This window comes from Acidovorax cavernicola, assembly GCF_003581445.1.
Window position 1 is genome coordinate 14,390 of record NZ_QXMN01000047.1, and the last position, 16,829, is coordinate 31,218.

Sequence of the window (16,829 nt, forward strand, 5' to 3'; positions counted from 1 at the left end):
GGTCAGGCGCGCAGGTCCAGCCTCCTCCACGCCTCGAACACCTCCAGTTGCTTTTGCAGCCAATCCACAGGCACTGAATTCGTCCCCCAGTGGTGCAGCCGCCCGGCTGCCTCGCCAAGGTTCCACAGGTGCCGAAGCTGCAGGAACAGCGGCAATGCCGCCAGGTCGCTCTCGCTCACCTCACCGCCGCCCGCGCGGTAACCGCGCAGGTAGTGCGTCCAACGCTCGCGCAGCACCTCGTCGGGTTCCTTGAGGCTCTTGCGAAACAGATACGACCAGGGCAGCACGCTCAGGTCGTAGGCCAGGAAGCCCGGTCCGGCATCGTCGAAATCGAAGAACACGGTTTTCCTGGTGCCGGCCGGGTCCGTGTGCACATGGTTGTTGAAGCCATGCGTGTCACCATGGCAGATGACGCGCGTCAGCCCGCCCTCCGCCGCAGCCAGCTCTTCGAGCAGGCGATGTACCAAGCGGCGATACATCTCCAGCAGCTCCGCGCTGATCTCCGGGTACGCCTGCAGGTAGCCCAAGGTCCGGCCGGCCAGGTGGTGGCCGTCCAGCACGTAGCGACTGGGTGGGCCGGCGTGGTCGCGCGCCGCTTCATGGATGCACGCCAGCGCGCGGCCGGTCAGCTCGAGTTCTTCCAGCGTATCGGGATTCACGCCTTCGGCATGACGAAACAGGGCCAGGGCACGCGGCCCTTCGGGGAACTGCAGTTCGACGTACGCGCGCCCTTGCGTCGCCGGCACGGCCGCGGCAACGCCCACCCCCTTGGCTTCCAGGTGCGCCAGCAGCGAGATTTCGAAATGCGCGTTGAAGCTGCCGCGCGGTCGGATCGAATACAGGCGCGCGACATACCGGATGCCATCGGCCGAACGCAGCGCGTAGTTGTCGTTCAGGCCGCGGCGGATCAGGTGGCACTGCTGCACCGGGATGCCATGGTGCTGCGTCACCCAGTGCGCAATGGACGATGGCGCCGCGGTGGTGTGAGTGGGTACGAGCGCGGGGTCGCGGGGAGGGGCATCGGGCATGGCTTGTGTTCCATTCAATGGCGTGCCTCGGCACGGCCATCTCACTCTAGCGTCTCGCGGGACCGGGAAAACCGGACGTCCGCTTCTGGTCGGAGGTTCGCCAGTCTGCCCTTCCCTGGAGGTGTATGTCCTTTTGCCTATGCCTTTTCAAGTGCGCGGCGAATGACTTTGGTCATTTCGGATTCGCTTTCATCGGCCATAAGATGCCCCGACCATGGCCAACGCCACACCACTGTCGCCGCACGTTGCGCCGCCGCGCAGTGAAGCCGGCGTTCCCGTGCCGACACGAGGCATCCTGGTGGTCGACGACCACGAGCTGGTGCGGCTGGGCCTGCGGGCGTTGCTGCTGGCGGAGACCGGCAGCGTGCCGGTGTACGAAGCACGCTGCCTGGCCGATGCACTGCACTTGTACGAGCTCCACGTGGCATCGCACCATCTGGTGCTGCTCGATCTCGACCTGCCCGACTCCCAGGGGCTGGACACCCTGGTGCGCTTCAGGCGCGCCTTTCCCACGGCACCGGTGATCGTGCTCTCGGGCAAGGACAGCCACGCGCTGATGCAGGGCGCGATGGCGCTCGGGGCTCAGGCCTTCCTGCCAAAGACAGGGCATCTGGGCGAGGTGTTGCGCTACGTGAGGGACAACGATCTGATCCGTTCCGCGCCCCGGCCGTCCGCAGCCCCGACCGCCGTCCGCACGACGTCGGTGAGCGCCGAGTTGCAACCGCAGCTCAATGCGCGTCAGGTCGAAATCCTCGACTGGCTGCTGTCCGGCAAGTCGAACAAGGAGATCGCGCAGCTGTCGCATCTCACCGAGGGCACGATCAAGAACCACGTGTCCACCCTGTTGCTGCTGTTCGGCATGCGCTCGCGCGCGCAGCTCATCAGCAGCCTGAGGTGAGCCGCCCTTCTCGCGCCCCGCGATGAACGACCCGCATCCGCCCGAGCTGGCCCAGCGGGTGCTGCGCGAGCAGGTGGCCACGGTCCATGCCAACGCACCGGCGGCCTATCTCGCGGACCTGCTCACGGCCCAGTCGCTGGGCATCGGACTGTTCCTGGCCACGTGGCGCTGGCAGGTCCTGCTGTGGATGGCACTGCACCTGGCCTTGACGCTGCGGCGCGCCTACAGGCGCTATCAGCGCAGTCCCGACGCGGCCGATCATCCCGAGTACTGGGCGCGCTTCAACGCGCGCAACGTGCTGCTGCGCTCCTGCGTCTGGGGCCTGGCGCCCTGGCTGTGCGTGCCGCCGGGACGCAACCTGGGGCTGTGGGTCATGGTCATCGTCATGATGATGGGCGGCTGCGCCGGCGGCGCGCTGTCGCTGGCCGTTCTCAAGCGCAACATCCCCCGCTTCATCGTGCCCAGCATGGCGAGCCTGACCCTGGCGCTGGCCTGGCGCGGCGACAGCACGCACCTGTTCCTGGCCTCCGGCTGCCTGCTGTACATGTGCGTGATGATCATGTTCGCGCTGCAGCATCACCGGCTGCTGACGGCGTCGTTGACCATGCGTTTCGAGAAGGAAGCGCTGGCCGAGCAACTGAGCCACCAGATCGCCGCAACCCAGCGCGCCAGCGAGGAGAAGACCCGCTTTCTTGCCGCGGCGAGCCACGACTTGCGCCAGCCCATGCACGCCATCGCCTTGTTCGGCGCGGTCATCGAGAAAAAACTTCGGGGCAGCGAAGATTGGGATCACGCGGCACGGCTGATGGACGCGGTCGGCACGCTCGGCGATTCGCTGGACACCCTGCTGGACATCTCTCGACTGGATGCCGGCGAGGTGGCACCGCAGATCCGGCCCGTGGAGCTGAATCCGCTGTTCCTTGCGCTCAACAATGTGTTCGTGGCACAGGCGGCCGACAAGGACCTGCAGCTTCGGCTGCGTGCCACGCCTTGCTGGGTGCTGAGCGATCCGCAGCTGTTGCAGCGGCTGCTGTCCAACCTCGTGGACAACGCGCTCAAGTACACGCCGCGCGGCGGTGTCGTGGTGGCCGCCCGTGCACGCGGCTCGCAGGTGTGGATCGACGTGCGCGACACCGGCATCGGCATCTCGCACGAGCACCTGGGCCGCATCTTCGACGAGTTCTACCAGGTCGGTAATCCGGGCCGCGATCGGGCGCGGGGGCTGGGCATCGGCCTGTCCATCGTGCAGCGGCTCTCACGCCTGCTGGCGCACCCGCTGCAGGTGCGCTCGCGGCCGCATCGGGGCAGCCGCTTTCGCCTGGTGCTTCCGGCGGTCTCGGCCCTGGGTGTCGCCCCGTCCGCTGCACGTCTGGCCGCGGCTTCGCCGTTGCCGCGGCGCGTGCTGGTCCTCGATGATGAAGCAGCAATCCGCCAGGCCGTCACCGGACTGCTGCAGGCCCACGGCGTGACGAGCGACGCGGTTGCCGGTGAAGCCGAAGCCGAGGCCGTTCTGGCGCAAGCCGCCCACGGAAGTACCCCTGTCGACGTGCTGTTGTGCGACGTGCGGCTGGCCGACGGCGCCGACGGATTGGCCGCTGCGCAGCGGTTGCGCGCACGCTTCGCTCCCCGCCTGCAGGTGCTGCTGATCACCGGGGAAACGGCACCTGAACGGCGGCACCAGATGCATGACAGCGGATTGCAGGTGCTGCTCAAGCCGGTGGCTGCCGACAGGCTCCTGCAGGCCCTCGCATCGCTGGCGCGACACGAAACGACGCACGTTGTCATGCGCTCCTGAGCATCTTTTTCTTGCACCGGGGCGATGACCTTCGACACTAGATTGCAGGTATCGCCTTGCCTACCGTGGAGGCCTTCTCGTTCACTCCACTTGAAAAAAGGAAGGCCTCTCATGACTACTCCCCGTCCCGTTTTCCGTGCATGGCGCACACCTGCCGCGCTGTTGATGATGAACCTCGCGCTGGTGGCCTGCGGTGGTGGTGGCGGAAGCGGCGGCGGCTTTCCCGGCTTCGCTGTCGCACCCGCTCCAGCGCCTGCGCCGCAGGGAACACAGACGCCCGCGCCCACGCCGGAAGACACCGCGCCCGCCATCACGACGCAGCCATCGGATACCACCATTGGCCAGGGCGTGCCCGCCACGCTGAAGGTGCAGGCCGTTCACGCGACAGCCTACCAATGGCAACGCAGCACCGACGGTGGCACCAGCTGGACCGATGTGTCCGGCGCTACCGGCGACAGCTTCACCACGGCAGCCGGTCAACTGGCCGACAGCGGCCAGCAGCTGCGCGTGCAGGTGACGGGCGCCAGCGGCAGCGTGACCAGCCATGCGGCCACGCTCACGGTCAAGCCCTGGGTCGCCACCGTGCTGGCGACCACGGGCGTCACCTACAACCGTCCCTATCAACTCGTTCTGGATGCCAGCGGCGCGAACCTCTACGTGGCCATGGGAGGCAACGGTTCGGTCTACAGGATCGACACCGCCAGCGGCAGCGGCGCCGAGGTGACGCCGGGGTCGAGCATGAATACGCCCTATGGCCTGGCACTGGCGACCGACGGCACCCTGTACGTGAGCGACCAGCATCGCATCAACAAGATCGCGCCCAACGCCACGACTTACAGCACCTGGGTCGGCAGCAGCACCAGCGGGTACGCCGACAGCCCGGCCGCTGCGATGTTCAACAACCCCGCCAGCATCGCGCTCGATGGCGCAGGCAACCTGTTCGTGGCAGACCTGGGAAACAAGCGCGTGCGCAAGGTCGCGGCCGATGGCACCACGAGCACGCTCGCGGGCGACGGCACGCAGGCCTACCTGGACGGGGTCGGCACGGCCGCCCAGTTTGCCCGCCCGCAGGGCCTGGCGATCAGCCGCGATGGCCGCACGCTGTACGACACGGACACCGACAGCCTGTGCCTGCGCAAGATCGATGTGGCCAGCGCCACGGTGAGCACGCTGCTGGGCGATTGCGCCAACGGCAGCGCCAGCCTGGTCGACGGAACGGCCGCCACGCCGGCCACGCTCGGCTACTCCTACGGCGTGACGGTGGATGCGAACGACAACGTGTTCCTGACGCATGCCTGGGATGGCGTGGCGCGCGTGGTCACGGCTGCGGGCGAGATCAGCACGCTGCGCGACAGCACCGGCACGGCGCTGGCCTTCAATTTCCCGATCGGCGTGGCCGTGGGCAGCGACGGAACGATCTACGTGGGCGCCTCCAACGGCAACCAGATCTTCAAGCTCACGCTGGCGCCCTGAGGTTGCAATCCGGCGATCGGGCCCGCAAGGTCTAGACTGCCGCTTTGCTCATGCAGGAGACCTCCATGTCCCGATTGCTCGTGCGCAGTTTCGGCGTTTCGCTCGACGGCTTCGCGGCCGGCCCGGACCAGAGCCTGGCGCATCCGCTGGGCGTTCGCGGCCCCGAACTCATGGACTGGTTCGTTCCCACGCGCGTCTGGCAGCAGATGCTCAAGACGGGCGAGACCGACGGCGAGACCGGCATCGACAACGAGATGGCCGAGCAAGGCTTCGCCGAGATGGGGGCCTGGATTCTCGGGCGCAACATGTTCGGGCCGGTGCGCGGCCCCTGGCCCGACGATCAATGGAAGGGCTGGTGGGGCGACGAGCCTCCGTACCACGTGCCGGTCTTCGTGCTGACCCACCATGCCCGCGCGCCGCTGACGATGCAAGGCGGCACCACCTTCCACTTCGTCACCGGCGGCATCCACGAGGCGCTGGCCCAGGCGAAGGCCGCGGCGGGCGCTCGGGACGTGCGCGTAGGCGGTGGCGTGGCGACCGTGCGCGAATACCTGAAGGCCCGCCTGATCGACGAACTGCACCTGGCCGTGCGGCCGGTGCTGCTGGGCCAGGGCGAAGCGCTGTTCGCGGGCCTGGACCTGCCGGCGCTCGGCTACCGCTGCGAACGCCAGGTCGCGGGCGAACGCGCCACGCACATGTTCCTGCGCCGCGATACGCCTTGACGCGCCTTGACGTGCAAGGCGCGGTGCGATGGCGAATGGAAGCCCTGGAAAAAGCCGCGCCTCTCGGTCATGGCCGGGAGGCCGCGTTCAAAGGCTTGCGGCAACCTCGGCCACGTAGTCCATCGCCACCTGCTCGGCTTTCTCGTTCGCCTTCACGGAGGAGGGACGGAACGCGTGGTACGCGGCACAGGCGTTGCGCAGCGCCGCCAGCAACGCCGCCCTGTCCACTGCGCCCGCAGTACTGGCAAGTTGCTGCGCCAACGCCGGGTTCGCTTCGACGCGGCGAACCCCGGTCGGCTTGAGCCCGTAGCGCATCAAGCCCAACGGCCCGAGAACCGTCACCCGCAGGTACGAAAGAAAATCGAGCGACTCCTGCAGTTCGCCACGAGCGATCTTGAGGGCCGCGTAGTGGACCCACACCCAGAAGCGATCCTCGATCCATTGCGGATCGGGCGCCGGATGGCGACCGACGCCCGCCGCGAACGCCGCCGTCATCCGGCCGTCTCGCTCCCACAGAACCACGGGCTCGTCCACCCGGTCGGCAAGATCGGGCAAGGCCACGACCTTGAGATCCAGGTGAAGGGCCGGAGGTCCGTACAGGCAGATGAGGACCCGGGGCTCTCCCACATGCTCGCCGGTGAACGCAGCCACCAACGGGCCGAGCAGGGCCGCCAGCGACGCCCTGTCGCGCATCAGGCCGGCATGGTCCTCTTTGTTGCAGGTGAGGATCAGGTCCACGTCGCTGAACGTATCCATCGCGTTCTCCGCGTACGAGCCGGTCGCGGCAATCCCGATCACCCGAGGGTCGTCAGGAAAAAGTGTGACAGCTCGATCCAGGAATTCGCGATGAAGAGGCGGAGTGGATGTGGGATGCATGGCCGGTACGCTCGAACAGGTCGCAAACAGGATATCCGCATGCAGAGTTCGGGCGGACGCAAGACGAGCCGCCCCCTGAATCGGCAAGCGGTGACAATCGCCCGATGGCCCAAGGAAAACGCATTTCATCTGACATCGGGGACGACGCGCTCCAGGCGATCAAGGCGTTCGGTGCCGCCGCGAAACTGGCGCGCACCACCGCTGGCGAAGGCCAGGCCGCCGCAGCCGCGCGTCTGGGCGTTCATGTCCAGACGATCGCGCGGATCGAATCGGGTGAGCCCGGCGTCGCGATCGGGCACGTGTTCGGGATGCTGGCGCTGTATGGTGTCACGACGACGTTGCAGCAACAGCAGCCGCCGGCGGCGGCGGCGCACAGCGAACCCGCCTCCTGAATCGTCGGTCCGGCGGTGCCCATCCGCCCGATGCACGGCGAAAAACCGGGATGCCCCTACGACCCGTGCCCCCTCCCCCGATGCTGGAACAATCGGCCGATCTATGGATGGCCTCGATCTCATCAAAACGTTCCGTGAAGTCGCGTTCCGGCGCAGCTTCTCCCGCGCGGCCCTGTCGCTGGGCATGTCCAAGGCGACGGTCAGCCGCTATGTGGCCGAGTTGGAAGCGCGCAGCGGCGTGCGCCTGCTCAACCGTTCGACCCGCTCCCTGAGCCTCACCGACGCAGGCGAGGTGCTGCTGGAGCGCAGCACCGAGCTGGTCACGATGGCCGAGAACACGCTCAACGACCTGCAGGCGCACGGCGCGCACCCGCGTGGGCGCCTGCGCATGAGCGCGCCGCACGGGCTGATCGCGGGCTGGCTGTCGGATGTGATCGCGGAGTTCATCAAGCTGTACCCCGACGTGTACGTGAGCCTGAATTTCACCAACCACGACATCGACCTGATCGAGGAAGGCATCGACATCCACCTGACGGGCGGGCGCATCGACGACATGAACCTGATCGTGCGCCGGCTGGTGCGCTTCGACATGGTGGTGTGCGCGTCGCCGGGCTACTGGGCACAGCGCGGCATTCCGCAAGTGCCCGAGGACATGGCCCGTCACGACGTGCTGAGCTATTCGCCGATGCCCACCACGCACCTGCCCTTCGAGACCGACGGCCAGCCGCACGACGTGGCGGTGCACAGCCGCATGGAGGCCAACGACGCGGTCGCGCTGATCGAGCTGGCGCTGCGCGGCGTGGGCGTGGCCTACGTTCCCGAGCCGCTGGCGCAGTCGCACCTGGAACGCGGTGCACTCGTGCCGGTGCTGCGCAACCACATGCCGCACGAACACTGGCTGTACGCCGCCTACTCGCAGCGCCGCCACAACAGCGCGGCGATGCGCGCGATGCTCGACTTCCTCGAGAAATCGATGGGCCCGGTGCCCGAGCCCATGCCCGCTGCAGTGCCGGTGACGCTGCCGCCCTGCGCCACCACCGCAGCCGTCGCGGCACGAGACAACCAAACGCTCAACGGAAAGACCCCATGACTGCGCTCCTGATCCGCCCGCCAACGCCCGAAGACTTCGCTGCCTGGAAGCCACTCTGGGACGGCTACAACGCGTTCTACGGTCGCGAGGGCCCCACGGCGCTGCCCGAGGCGATCACGCAGGTCACGTGGCAGCGCTTTTTCGATCCGTACGAGCCGGTGCATGCGCTGGTGGCCGAACGCGACGGGCAGTTGGTGGGGCTGGTGCACTATTTGTTCCACCGCAGCACGAACCGCATCGAGCCCAACTGCTACCTGCAGGATCTGTTCACGCAGTCGTCCGAACGCGGCCAGGGCGTGGGCCGGCAGTTGATCGAGGGCGTGTACGAACAGGTGCGACGCGCTGGCGCACACCGCGTGTACTGGCAGACGCACACGACCAACGCGGCGGGGCGAATGCTCTACGACAAGATGGCGAAGCACGAAGGCTTCATCGTCTACGCGACGATGGTCTGAGGCGCCTCGGCGGATCGACGATCAGTATTTGATGGTGATGCCGGCCTTCACGCCGGTGTTGGTCTTGCCGTCCGAATGCGCACCGGCCGAGAAGGACACGTCGCCCCCCGTCTTGGCGCCCACCGAGTAGGTGGGGCGCTTGCCCGACGTGTCGGTGCCGGCCTCCAGGGCACTGCCGTCCGGGCGCTGCACACCGACCGTGGCGCCATTCGTGCGGGCGGAGGTTTCGGTGGAATTCACGTTCGGCGCGATGTAGGTCGTGCCCTTCTCGTCGCTGTCGACGGGCACCTTCACGGGCTCCGCGATGGCCACCACGGCCGCTGTGCAGGCAGCCACACCCAGGAACGCAAGCATCACTCTGTTCATGGGGACCGATGGTGGGTGCGGCCCGTCGCGCGGGCTGTGGGCGTGGCCTCCCCTGCCACGTAGGACGAGGACGGTGTTTGCGGCGGCGTCAGTGCCACGGCATGTTGAACAGGAAGAACGCCGCCAACACCCACAGCAGCAGCACGAGGTGCGTGAGCTGCAAGCCTTCCTGCCGGATCCAGTAGCCGAACCACAGGCCACCCAGGTGCATGGCGAACAGGAAAGCGGCAAAGCCGCCGAGCCCCAGGTTGAGCCACGGCCGCGCGGCGGGCAGGTCGCCGCCGACGACCAGTGCCGCGCTGCCTGCCCAGAAGGCAAGCGCCGCGCCGAACTGCAGCGCCAGCACCACCCCGAGCGCTACGCGATGCAACGCCGCCGAGTGGATGGCGCGCGTGAGCAAGGGTGTGTCGACGGCGGGGTCGGCGCGCAACGGCGCCATCGACATCGTCCCGCCGACCGCGAATGCCGAGCCCGCGAAGCCGCGCCAGTTGTTGCGCACGGCGATGGAAAGCCACAGCGCCATGCCCAGCGCGTGAAGGGACTGGAACAGCCAGACGGAAGTGGGGAGATTCATCGGAGAGCCTGCGGCGTTAAATATCAAAGATTATTCTTTGATATTTGAAACACCAGCGGGTCTGCTGTCAAAGTCCCTCCAACAAGGTCGAATGCCATGAACACAGCCACCACCCCACCCGGCCCATCACCCGATGCGCTCGAACACCTGCTGGCCGCCGGCCGCGACGGGGCCCTGCTGCGCATGAGCCTCGCGCTGGCGTACCAGCGTCGCGACGACGTGCCCACGGCGCTGATGCATGTAGCGAAGGCGCTCGCCTTCGACCCCGAGTTCACGGCCGCGTGGCGGCTGCAGGGTCTGCTCGCGCTGGCGCTCGGCGACGCCGCGAAGGCCGAGGCCTCGTTTGCGCAGGCGCTGGAAGTAGCCCAGCGGCGCGGGGAGCTTCAGCTGGTGAAGGAGCTCACCGTGCGGCTGCGGCGCCTGCGCACGCCGAAACCGCCCGCAGGCTGAACAACTGCCTCAGCCCATCATCGCCAGCGGATTGAGCCCCGGCTCCCCGACGCGCGAGAGCGTGTTGCGGTCGGTGTGATGGAAGGGCTCGGCCTGCCCCTGGATCTGCATCACCGTGTCCTGGTCGTACGACCAGGTGCCGTCGGCGTTGATCTTCACCGTGATGTTCCATGCCAGCGTGGTGAAGGCGCGTTCGAGGAAGGGGTTCGACACGATGCCGTTCACCAAACTGCCGTGCTCGGCGCTGAGCGTGAACTCCGTGTCGCCGGGGTTGACCTTGCCGCTTGCCATGGCCACCTGTCCGCGCGGAATGGCCAGTGTGAGAAACACGGTGCTGGTGGCCGGCTCCCACAGCCAGTAGCCGACCTGGTCGTGGTACATCTTGGTGAGGCCGGGCTTGTGGATGAAGGTGTGATAGCGCAGACCGTACAGCAGCTGCGGGCCGTTGGTCTGCGCATCGATGGGCTGCAGCTCGTAGTGCTCCACATACACCTGCGTCTTCGGGCCTTCTCTCTTCGGCTTGACGTCGACGCCCTTCATGCCCTCCCAGATGCCCGCCATCGGCCGCAGCGGGCCGAGGTTGGCGAGCGTGTCGGGATCGGCCGGGGGTTCGGTGTAGATGTCTTCGGGTGTGGTCATGGTGTGGGTCGTGGGAGAAAGAAAACGGGGGAAGCTTTCCGGCTTCGATTCTGCTTGAGTGCGGCAGCGGCCCGGTCGTCAGAGCGAGTCCCAGACCTGCACCAGCCCCACCAGGTGCACCGCGCCGTACACGAAGCACACGAGCGAGCTCCACACCCAGAAGGCGTTGAGGCGGCGCCGGTCGAACAGCCACATCGCGATCGCGACCAGCCCGCGCAGCAGGTACACGGCGGTGATCGCGGGCAACACCAGCGCCTGCAGCGGCAGCGGCTGCAAGACGCCGGCGCCCGCGAGCGCGTAGGCGGCCCACACGCCCAGCATGCTGGCGATGACCAGCGTCACGGCCACGGGGTACAGATGGCCGGCCTCTGCGCTCGCAGCCATGCGCTCGCCCGCGCCGAAGAAGCGGTACCAGGCCGGGCCGCCGAAGACGACGCAGACATGCAGCAGCGCGGCGATGGCGCTCAACGCAGCGCCGGCGATCAGGAAGACGTTGGGGGTCACGGAGGTTTTCTCAGGTCAGAGCAGATCGCGCGCGCGAACGGCCTCGCGCACCGGGCCGAACGCACCGAAGCGCACGGGCAGGCCGCTGAAAGCTTCCACGCGCCGCACCCAGTCCGTTGCGCTGGCGACGGGGTGCGTTTCGTACAGGGGCTGGACACCTTCCAGCAGACGGGTCAGCGCGTGCTGGTGGTCGAGGTCGGGCGCGTCGCCGAGGGGCAGCGCTGACAGCGTGCGTCCATCAGCGCCAAGGTAACCGGTGCACCAGCGCAGATCGGCGTGCGCAATCGCATCGAGGTGACTGGCGAGCAACCCGTCGAGCGGCCCGGCGGCGGCGAGCGCGTAGCGCAGCAGCACTGCATCGGGATGGCCGCGGCGGAATACGCCCTGCCAACCTTCATCGACGTTGTGCGGCTCGGCCAGCCGCGCATCGAGCGCGCGGTCGTGCGTGGGCAGCGGCCCGGCGCCGTGCCGCGTGAGGTGGCTGCGCAGCACGCCCAGGTGCTGCACGGGCGCCGAGATGCCCACATCGCGCAGCACCGCTTCGACGGCGGCGGTGGAGACGGTGCTCCAGGTGGTGTGCGGATGAAAGCCGCGCCACTCGTCGAGCAGCACGCCCTGCGCGCCTTCGAACAGCACGGTGCCCGCAAGCGCAAGCCGTGCGCCGATAGCGTCGGCACTCGCGGGCGGCGACTGGCGCAGGCAGGGCTGCACGGCGTCGAGCCAGCGTTGCGCGAGCGAGGCGTCGGCGAGCACGGCCAACTCTTGTGCAGCGCCCGCCGACGAGAAGGCCGCGTTCGCGAACTCGCGATGCAGCGCGAGACGCAGGGCTTCGAGTTTGACCAGCGTGCGTGCGGGGTGAACCAGATCGCCGTAGTGCAACGCCACTTCGGGCACAGCCAGCGCCTGCCGCACCGTCTCGCCAACGCCGACGCCACAGCTGCCATGCGCGCCTGCGCCCCGCGCCCACTCACGCAGGCGGCCGGCGGCCTGATGGAACGGCGTGGTCACGCGGCAACGCGCATCGACGAACAGGCGCGCGAACGCATCGGACACGCCCGCACGCTGCAGCACATCGGCTTCGACGCGCAAGGCGGTCGGGTGCACCACCACCGGGCTGGCGAGCACGGTCGCCATGCCGGCATGGAAGCTGCCCGCGCCGAACTGGGAGAAGGTGTGGTGGCGGCCGTCGGCCAGCACCACGTTGTGGCCAGCCTGCGCGCCGCCGTTGAAGCGCACCACGGTGTGCGCGTCCCAGGCGCCGCACAGGAAATCAGTGAAGCGGCCCTTACCGCAGTCGCCGAAACCCAGGCCGAGCAGCGAGACGTAGCGCGTCGACGCGAACGCAGAGGTCAAGGGCAAGCGGTCAACCGAAGAGCCGCTTCCACCACGAGCTGCGCGCACCGTTGCCCGCGGCCGGCACTGCGCGGCGCGGCGCGGTGGGATCGAGCAATGCTGCGTAGCCGTCGAGGGCGTGCAGCACGCCGCCCACGCGCTCCTTGGTCATGCCGGTGGCGCCCATCACGCGGGCCAGTGCGTCGAGGTTGGGCACGGCCTTCTCGGTGAGCGCCACGATGCCGGCGGCCACGGCGCAGGCGTCGTCGGGCGAGTCCATGCAGATCACGTGATCGCCCAGCAGCTCGCGCCAGCGCGGCTCGCAGCGGCGGCGGCGTTGCGCGTCGGGGATCAGGAAGAACAGGTGCGTGGTCTCGGCGGCGGCAGCGATGACTTCCTCGATAGGGATGTCCTCGTCGAGCTTCTCGCCGATCAGCCCCTCGACCTGGTGGCGCGAGACGGCCGGGTACGGCAGCTCGTCGCCGGTGACGAACAGGTAGCCGCGCTTCTTGCGCTTCACCCAGCAGTCCATGTCGGTGTGCTGCGCCATCACGTAGAAGGCGAGCTCGTAGCTTTCTTCGCCGCTGCCCCCGCCGCCGCCTTCGAGGTAGCTCCAGGTGAGCCACTGATCCATGAGGTTGGCGGTCGATTCGAACTGCCCCACCTGCAACGGCGCCTGGTCGGAGGTGGCGTCGCCGATGGCCATGAACAGCAGCTGGGGGTCGGCCACGCCGCAGTCGGTCAACAGCTTCATGAAGGTGGGCAGCTCACGGCGCGCGAGGGTCTGCGGGATGTCGCCCATCGAGCCCGTGACGTCGAGCGCGAACGCGATGCCCAGCGAGTTCGGATGGTCGGCGTTGTCGCGCGACTCGCGCACCTTGAGCCCCTGCGGGTTCATGAGCACGTGCGTGGCGGTCTGCGTGAAGACCTCGCTGCCGGGCTTGGCGGCGCGGTCGGCAATGAGCGCCGCGTGGGCGGCATGCGAGTAGTTTCCGTAACCCATGGAATGCTCCTTCGTGCGGGAAAAGTGAAGGGATGAGCGCGCCGGCTAGCGAACCGGTGCGGGATCGAAATGAACGAAGCGCGGCGGCCCGAAGGCTTCGCGCGAAGCGGCCGACAGCGCCTGCTCGATGCCCTGCGCGCCCAGGCGCTCGCAGGCCACGGCGTCGTCGCCGCACTCGCGCAGCAAGGCGGCCAGCGGTGCGGGCGTGGCGCTGTCTGACAACAGCGCGCGCACGCTGCGCGCAGAGGCCATCAGGTCGCGCCCGATGGCGCCACCGGACACCTCCTGCCGCGCCTGCGACCAGCCGATGAGCAGCACGCCGTGGTCGCGCGGATGCACAAGCGCATGCGCGGGCGTGAGCGCGCGGTGCGTCCAGCCGGCGCCGTGCACGAAGGCCAGCACCTCGAGCATGCGCCGCCAGAGCCAGACGGCATGGCGCGGGTCGATGCCCTGCGGGCTGTTGGCTTGCTGCACTTCTTGCAGGCTGCCCCAGAAGCCGGTCGGGTGGCGCAGCACGAGCGCTTGCCGCTCGCCGTCGCCGAGGCCTTGTGCCACGCCCAGGCCCAACGGCTGCGGCAGCCGCCGCGTGAAGTAGGCCGCGCCGGCCACCGACAGCGCCTGCAGCGACTGCAACACGGCGGTTTCGCGCGCCAGCACGGCATCGCCTGAACCGTCGCGCGCGAGCTTGATGGTCACGCGCTCAGGCACGGCACCCAGCCGTTCGGCCAGCAGCACCTCGCTGTGCTCGCCATGGCCGAGCGGCGCAAGCACGCGGTAGTGCGCGCCGCGCCATTGCAGCAGCCGGCCGGTGTCCGTGAGCTGCGCTGCGTTGGCACGCCGCCATGCGGCGCGGAAGCTCTCGCGCTCGACGGTTTCCGTGCCGCGCGTGATGGTGGCGCCGCAATAGCCGCAGTTGACGGTGCGCCAGCGCGCCGCGCGCGGCAACGGGGCCGAGCATTGGGGGCAACTCAGTGCAAGCAGCGACAGCATGGCCGCGCCCTCCTTCCTGTACTACCTGTACGTCGTCAGTCCGCTTGCGGCGCGGACGGGTCGGGCGATGCCAGCACGCGGTCGATGCGGCGTCCTTCGAGCGTCACGATCTCGAAGCACCAGCCCGCGCAGTCGATGTGCTCGCCCACGGCCGGCAGGTGGCCCGACACGGCCATCAGCAGGCCGGCGACGGTGTTGTAGCGGCCGCGTTCTTCATCAGGCAGCTCGCGGATGCCCAGGCGCGCGCGCAGCTCCGACACGGGCATGAGGCCGTCGAGTTCCCACACGCCGTCGGCGCGCTGGTGGGCCCAGGCGTCGGCCTGCATGCCGGGTTGCAGCTCGCCGGTGATGGCTTCGAGCAGGTCGCGCGGGGTCATGAGGCCCTGCACCACACCGTACTCGTCGACCACGAACACCAGCCGGCCGGCGCGCGTGCGGAACTGCTCGAGCAGTTCCATGCCGGTGAGCGTCTCGGGCACGAACACGGCCGGTGTGGCTTCCTGGCCCAGCACGCCGGTGTGCGCGGAGCCCAGGCGCAGCAACTGCGCCACGCTGACCACGCCGACGACGTCGTCCAGCGAATTGCGGCACACGGGGTACCACGAATGCACGAGGTTGAGCGCCGCTGCGTCCGCCACCTTCTGCAGCGCCTGCGCCACGGTGTTCGACGCGTCCAGCCATTCGATGTCAGCGCGCGGAATCATGAGCGACGACAGGCGCCTGTCATCGAGGTGAAACACATTGCGCACCATCTGGTGCTCGTGGTGCTCGATCACGCCGGCGTCCACGCCTTCTTCGAGGCTGGCCGAGATTTCCTCTTCAGTGACCGAGCGTGCGGCGTTGGCGTCGATGCGCAGCAGCTTCAGCACGGTGGCGGTGGCGCCGGCCAGCAGCCACACGAAGGGCTTGGCCGCCTTGGCCAGCCCGCGCATGGGACGCGACACGAAGCGCGCCACCGGCTCGGGATACAGCTGGCCAATGCGCTTGGGCACCAGCTCGCCGAAGATGATGGTGAAGAAGGTGATGCAGGTCACCACCACCGCGGTCGACACGATGCTGGCGGTGCCGGTGCCCATGCCGACGCTTTCCATCCACTGCGCCAGCGGTGCCGCGAAGGCGGCTTCGCCCACGATGCCGCTGAGCATGCCGATGGACGTGATGCCGATCTGCACGGTCGAGAGGAATTGCGTGGGCGATTCCATCAACTTCAGCGCAGCCTCCGCCCCGGAGTCCCCCGTTTCGGCCAAGGCCGCGAGGCGTGCGCGGCGGCTGGTGGAAAGGGCCATTTCGGACATTGCGAACACCGCGTTGAGGGTGGTCAGCAAGGCCAGCAGGAAGACATCCATGAACAGGGGGAGAGAATGAGGGAATGTCACTTTACTGTATCGGCGACGTCCAGGGCTGCGACGCCCCCCTCGGCCGGCTGCTCGACAAGATCGATTTCTCCCCCAGCCGCGACACCCTCGTGGTGCTCGGCGACCTGGTCAACCGGGGCCCCGATTCGGCCGCGGTGCTGCGCCGCCTGCAGGGCTACGGCGCCTCGGCGCGCAGCCTGCTGGGCAACCACGACCTGCACCTGCTGGGCGTGGCGCACGGCGTGCGCAAGGGCGGCCGCAAGGACACGGTGGCCGACCTGCTGGCCGCGCCGGACAGCGAGGCGATGCTCGAATGGCTGCGCCACCAGCACATGGCGCTGCACATGCAGGTGGGCGATGGCGACCTGCTCATGGTCCACGCCGGCGTGCTGCCGCAGTGGACAGTGGGCGAGACGCTGGCGCTGGCGTCGGAAGTCGAGTCGGTGCTGCGCGGCCCCGCACTGGGCGACTTCCTGCACGAGATGTACGGCAACACGCCCGACCATTGGGACGACGCGCTCACGGGCCATGCGCGGCTGCGCGTGATCGTCAACGCGCTCACGCGACTGCGCTTTTGCACCGCCGACGGCGTGATGGAGTTCGAGAGCAAGGACGGCGCGATTCCCGCCCCTGAAGGCTACCTGCCGTGGTTCGATGTGCCGGGCCGCAAGACGGCAGCGGCCACCGTCGCCTTCGGCCACTGGTCCACGCTGGGCTGGCTGTCGCGGCCCGACCTGCTCTCGACCGACACGGGTTGCGTCTGGGGCGGCTGCCTGAGCGCGGTGCGCATCGGCGCGACGCTGGATGTGGACGCGCGTGAGCTGATCCAGGTGAAGTGCGAACAGGCGCAGAAGCCCGGCAAAGGGGCCTGACGACCGCGCGTTCCG

General features: G+C 68.4%; 19 protein-coding genes. 9 read left to right on the forward strand and 10 right to left on the reverse strand.

Going from position 1 to position 16,829, the window contains the following annotated elements; genetic code table 11:
• Positions 1–2 precede the first annotated feature (2 nt).
• Entirely contained in the window at positions 3–1,028 is a 1,026-nt protein-coding gene (locus tag D3H34_RS26285; protein WP_119557250.1) for a phosphotransferase enzyme family protein, read from the reverse strand.
• Positions 1,029–1,242: 214 nt separating this feature from the next.
• Here D3H34_RS26285 and D3H34_RS26290 point away from each other — a divergent pair, with 214 nt between their 5' ends.
• The 4 genes from D3H34_RS26290 to D3H34_RS26305 all read left to right on the forward strand — a co-directional run bounded on the left by D3H34_RS26290 (position 1,243) and on the right by D3H34_RS26305 (position 5,916).
• Positions 1,243–1,926 (forward strand): response regulator transcription factor, encoded by a 684-nt coding sequence (locus D3H34_RS26290; protein ID WP_119557252.1) that lies wholly within the window; start codon positions 1,243–1,245, stop codon positions 1,924–1,926.
• A gap of 22 nt (positions 1,927–1,948) precedes the next feature.
• Positions 1,949–3,721 carry an ATP-binding response regulator gene (locus tag D3H34_RS26295; protein ID WP_119557254.1) on the forward strand — a complete coding sequence of 591 codons (1,773 nt, stop codon included), beginning with the start codon at positions 1,949–1,951 and terminating at the stop codon, positions 3,719–3,721.
• A 111-nt stretch (positions 3,722–3,832) separates the two neighbouring features.
• On the forward strand, positions 3,833–5,194 hold the full coding sequence (locus tag D3H34_RS26300; RefSeq protein ID WP_147400488.1) for a DUF8696 domain-containing protein: 1,362 nt from the start codon (positions 3,833–3,835) through the stop codon (positions 5,192–5,194).
• A 65-nt stretch (positions 5,195–5,259) separates the two neighbouring features.
• Complete coding sequence (locus D3H34_RS26305) at positions 5,260–5,916, forward strand: dihydrofolate reductase family protein (RefSeq protein ID WP_119557258.1); 657 nt, start codon at positions 5,260–5,262, stop codon at positions 5,914–5,916.
• A gap of 87 nt (positions 5,917–6,003) precedes the next feature.
• Here D3H34_RS26305 and D3H34_RS26310 read toward each other — a convergent pair whose 3' ends face one another.
• Positions 6,004–6,672, reverse strand: a complete 669-nt coding sequence (locus tag D3H34_RS26310; RefSeq protein WP_167481281.1) for an oxalate:formate antiporter — start codon at positions 6,670–6,672, stop codon at positions 6,004–6,006.
• A 224-nt stretch (positions 6,673–6,896) separates the two neighbouring features.
• Here D3H34_RS26310 and D3H34_RS26315 point away from each other — a divergent pair, with 224 nt between their 5' ends.
• From D3H34_RS26315 to D3H34_RS26325, 3 genes are all read left to right on the forward strand, one after another.
• Positions 6,897–7,184, forward strand: a complete 288-nt coding sequence (locus tag D3H34_RS26315) for a helix-turn-helix domain-containing protein (RefSeq protein WP_119557262.1) — start codon at positions 6,897–6,899, stop codon at positions 7,182–7,184.
• A 103-nt stretch (positions 7,185–7,287) separates the two neighbouring features.
• On the forward strand, positions 7,288–8,274 hold the full coding sequence (locus tag D3H34_RS26320; RefSeq protein WP_119557264.1) for a LysR family transcriptional regulator: 987 nt from the start codon (positions 7,288–7,290) through the stop codon (positions 8,272–8,274).
• On the forward strand, positions 8,271–8,729 hold the full coding sequence (locus tag D3H34_RS26325) for a GNAT family N-acetyltransferase (RefSeq protein ID WP_119557266.1): 459 nt from the start codon (positions 8,271–8,273) through the stop codon (positions 8,727–8,729). Before D3H34_RS26320 ends, D3H34_RS26325 begins: the two co-directional genes overlap by 4 nt.
• A gap of 21 nt (positions 8,730–8,750) precedes the next feature.
• Here the strand turns inward: D3H34_RS26325 and D3H34_RS26330 are convergent, their stop codons facing one another.
• Both D3H34_RS26330 and D3H34_RS26335 read right to left on the reverse strand, forming a co-directional pair.
• Positions 8,751–9,095 carry a hypothetical protein gene (locus D3H34_RS26330; protein ID WP_119557268.1) on the reverse strand — a complete coding sequence of 115 codons (345 nt, stop codon included), beginning with the start codon at positions 9,093–9,095 and terminating at the stop codon, positions 8,751–8,753.
• Positions 9,096–9,183: 88 nt separating this feature from the next.
• A complete protein-coding gene (locus D3H34_RS26335; protein WP_119557270.1) occupies positions 9,184–9,669 on the reverse strand; it encodes a DUF2165 family protein in 486 nt (161 codons plus the stop codon).
• Between the two features lie 96 nt (positions 9,670–9,765).
• Between D3H34_RS26335 and D3H34_RS26340 the strand changes: the two genes are divergently transcribed.
• Positions 9,766–10,119 carry a hypothetical protein gene (locus D3H34_RS26340; RefSeq protein WP_119557272.1) on the forward strand — a complete coding sequence of 118 codons (354 nt, stop codon included), beginning with the start codon at positions 9,766–9,768 and terminating at the stop codon, positions 10,117–10,119.
• A gap of 9 nt (positions 10,120–10,128) precedes the next feature.
• On the opposite strand, the gene D3H34_RS26345 is transcribed toward D3H34_RS26340, so the two are convergent.
• The 6 genes from D3H34_RS26345 to D3H34_RS26370 all read right to left on the reverse strand — a co-directional run bounded on the left by D3H34_RS26345 (position 10,129) and on the right by D3H34_RS26370 (position 15,933).
• Positions 10,129–10,758 (reverse strand): FABP family protein, encoded by a 630-nt coding sequence (locus D3H34_RS26345; protein ID WP_119557274.1) that lies wholly within the window; start codon positions 10,756–10,758, stop codon positions 10,129–10,131.
• Positions 10,759–10,836: 78 nt separating this feature from the next.
• Positions 10,837–11,262: a hypothetical protein gene (locus tag D3H34_RS26350; protein WP_119557276.1), complete on the reverse strand. Its 426-nt coding sequence runs from the start codon at positions 11,260–11,262 to the stop codon at positions 10,837–10,839.
• Positions 11,263–11,277: 15 nt separating this feature from the next.
• On the reverse strand, positions 11,278–12,615 hold the full coding sequence (locus tag D3H34_RS26355; RefSeq protein WP_119557278.1) for an adenylosuccinate synthetase: 1,338 nt from the start codon (positions 12,613–12,615) through the stop codon (positions 11,278–11,280).
• Between the two features lie 10 nt (positions 12,616–12,625).
• The gene (locus D3H34_RS26360; protein ID WP_119557280.1) at positions 12,626–13,597 is read right to left on the reverse strand and encodes a VWA domain-containing protein; all 972 of its coding nucleotides are present in this window, start codon (positions 13,595–13,597) and stop codon (positions 12,626–12,628) included.
• Between the two features lie 45 nt (positions 13,598–13,642).
• Positions 13,643–14,587 (reverse strand): protein kinase family protein, encoded by a 945-nt coding sequence (locus D3H34_RS26365; RefSeq protein WP_119557282.1) that lies wholly within the window; start codon positions 14,585–14,587, stop codon positions 13,643–13,645.
• A 35-nt stretch (positions 14,588–14,622) separates the two neighbouring features.
• On the reverse strand, positions 14,623–15,933 hold the full coding sequence (locus tag D3H34_RS26370; RefSeq protein ID WP_119557284.1) for a hemolysin family protein: 1,311 nt from the start codon (positions 15,931–15,933) through the stop codon (positions 14,623–14,625).
• Between the two features lie 23 nt (positions 15,934–15,956).
• Between D3H34_RS26370 and D3H34_RS26375 the strand changes: the two genes are divergently transcribed.
• Positions 15,957–16,814, forward strand: coding sequence for a symmetrical bis(5'-nucleosyl)-tetraphosphatase (locus D3H34_RS26375; RefSeq protein ID WP_119557286.1), 858 nt, complete (start codon positions 15,957–15,959; stop codon positions 16,812–16,814).
• The last annotated feature ends 15 nt before the right edge of the window (positions 16,815–16,829 follow it).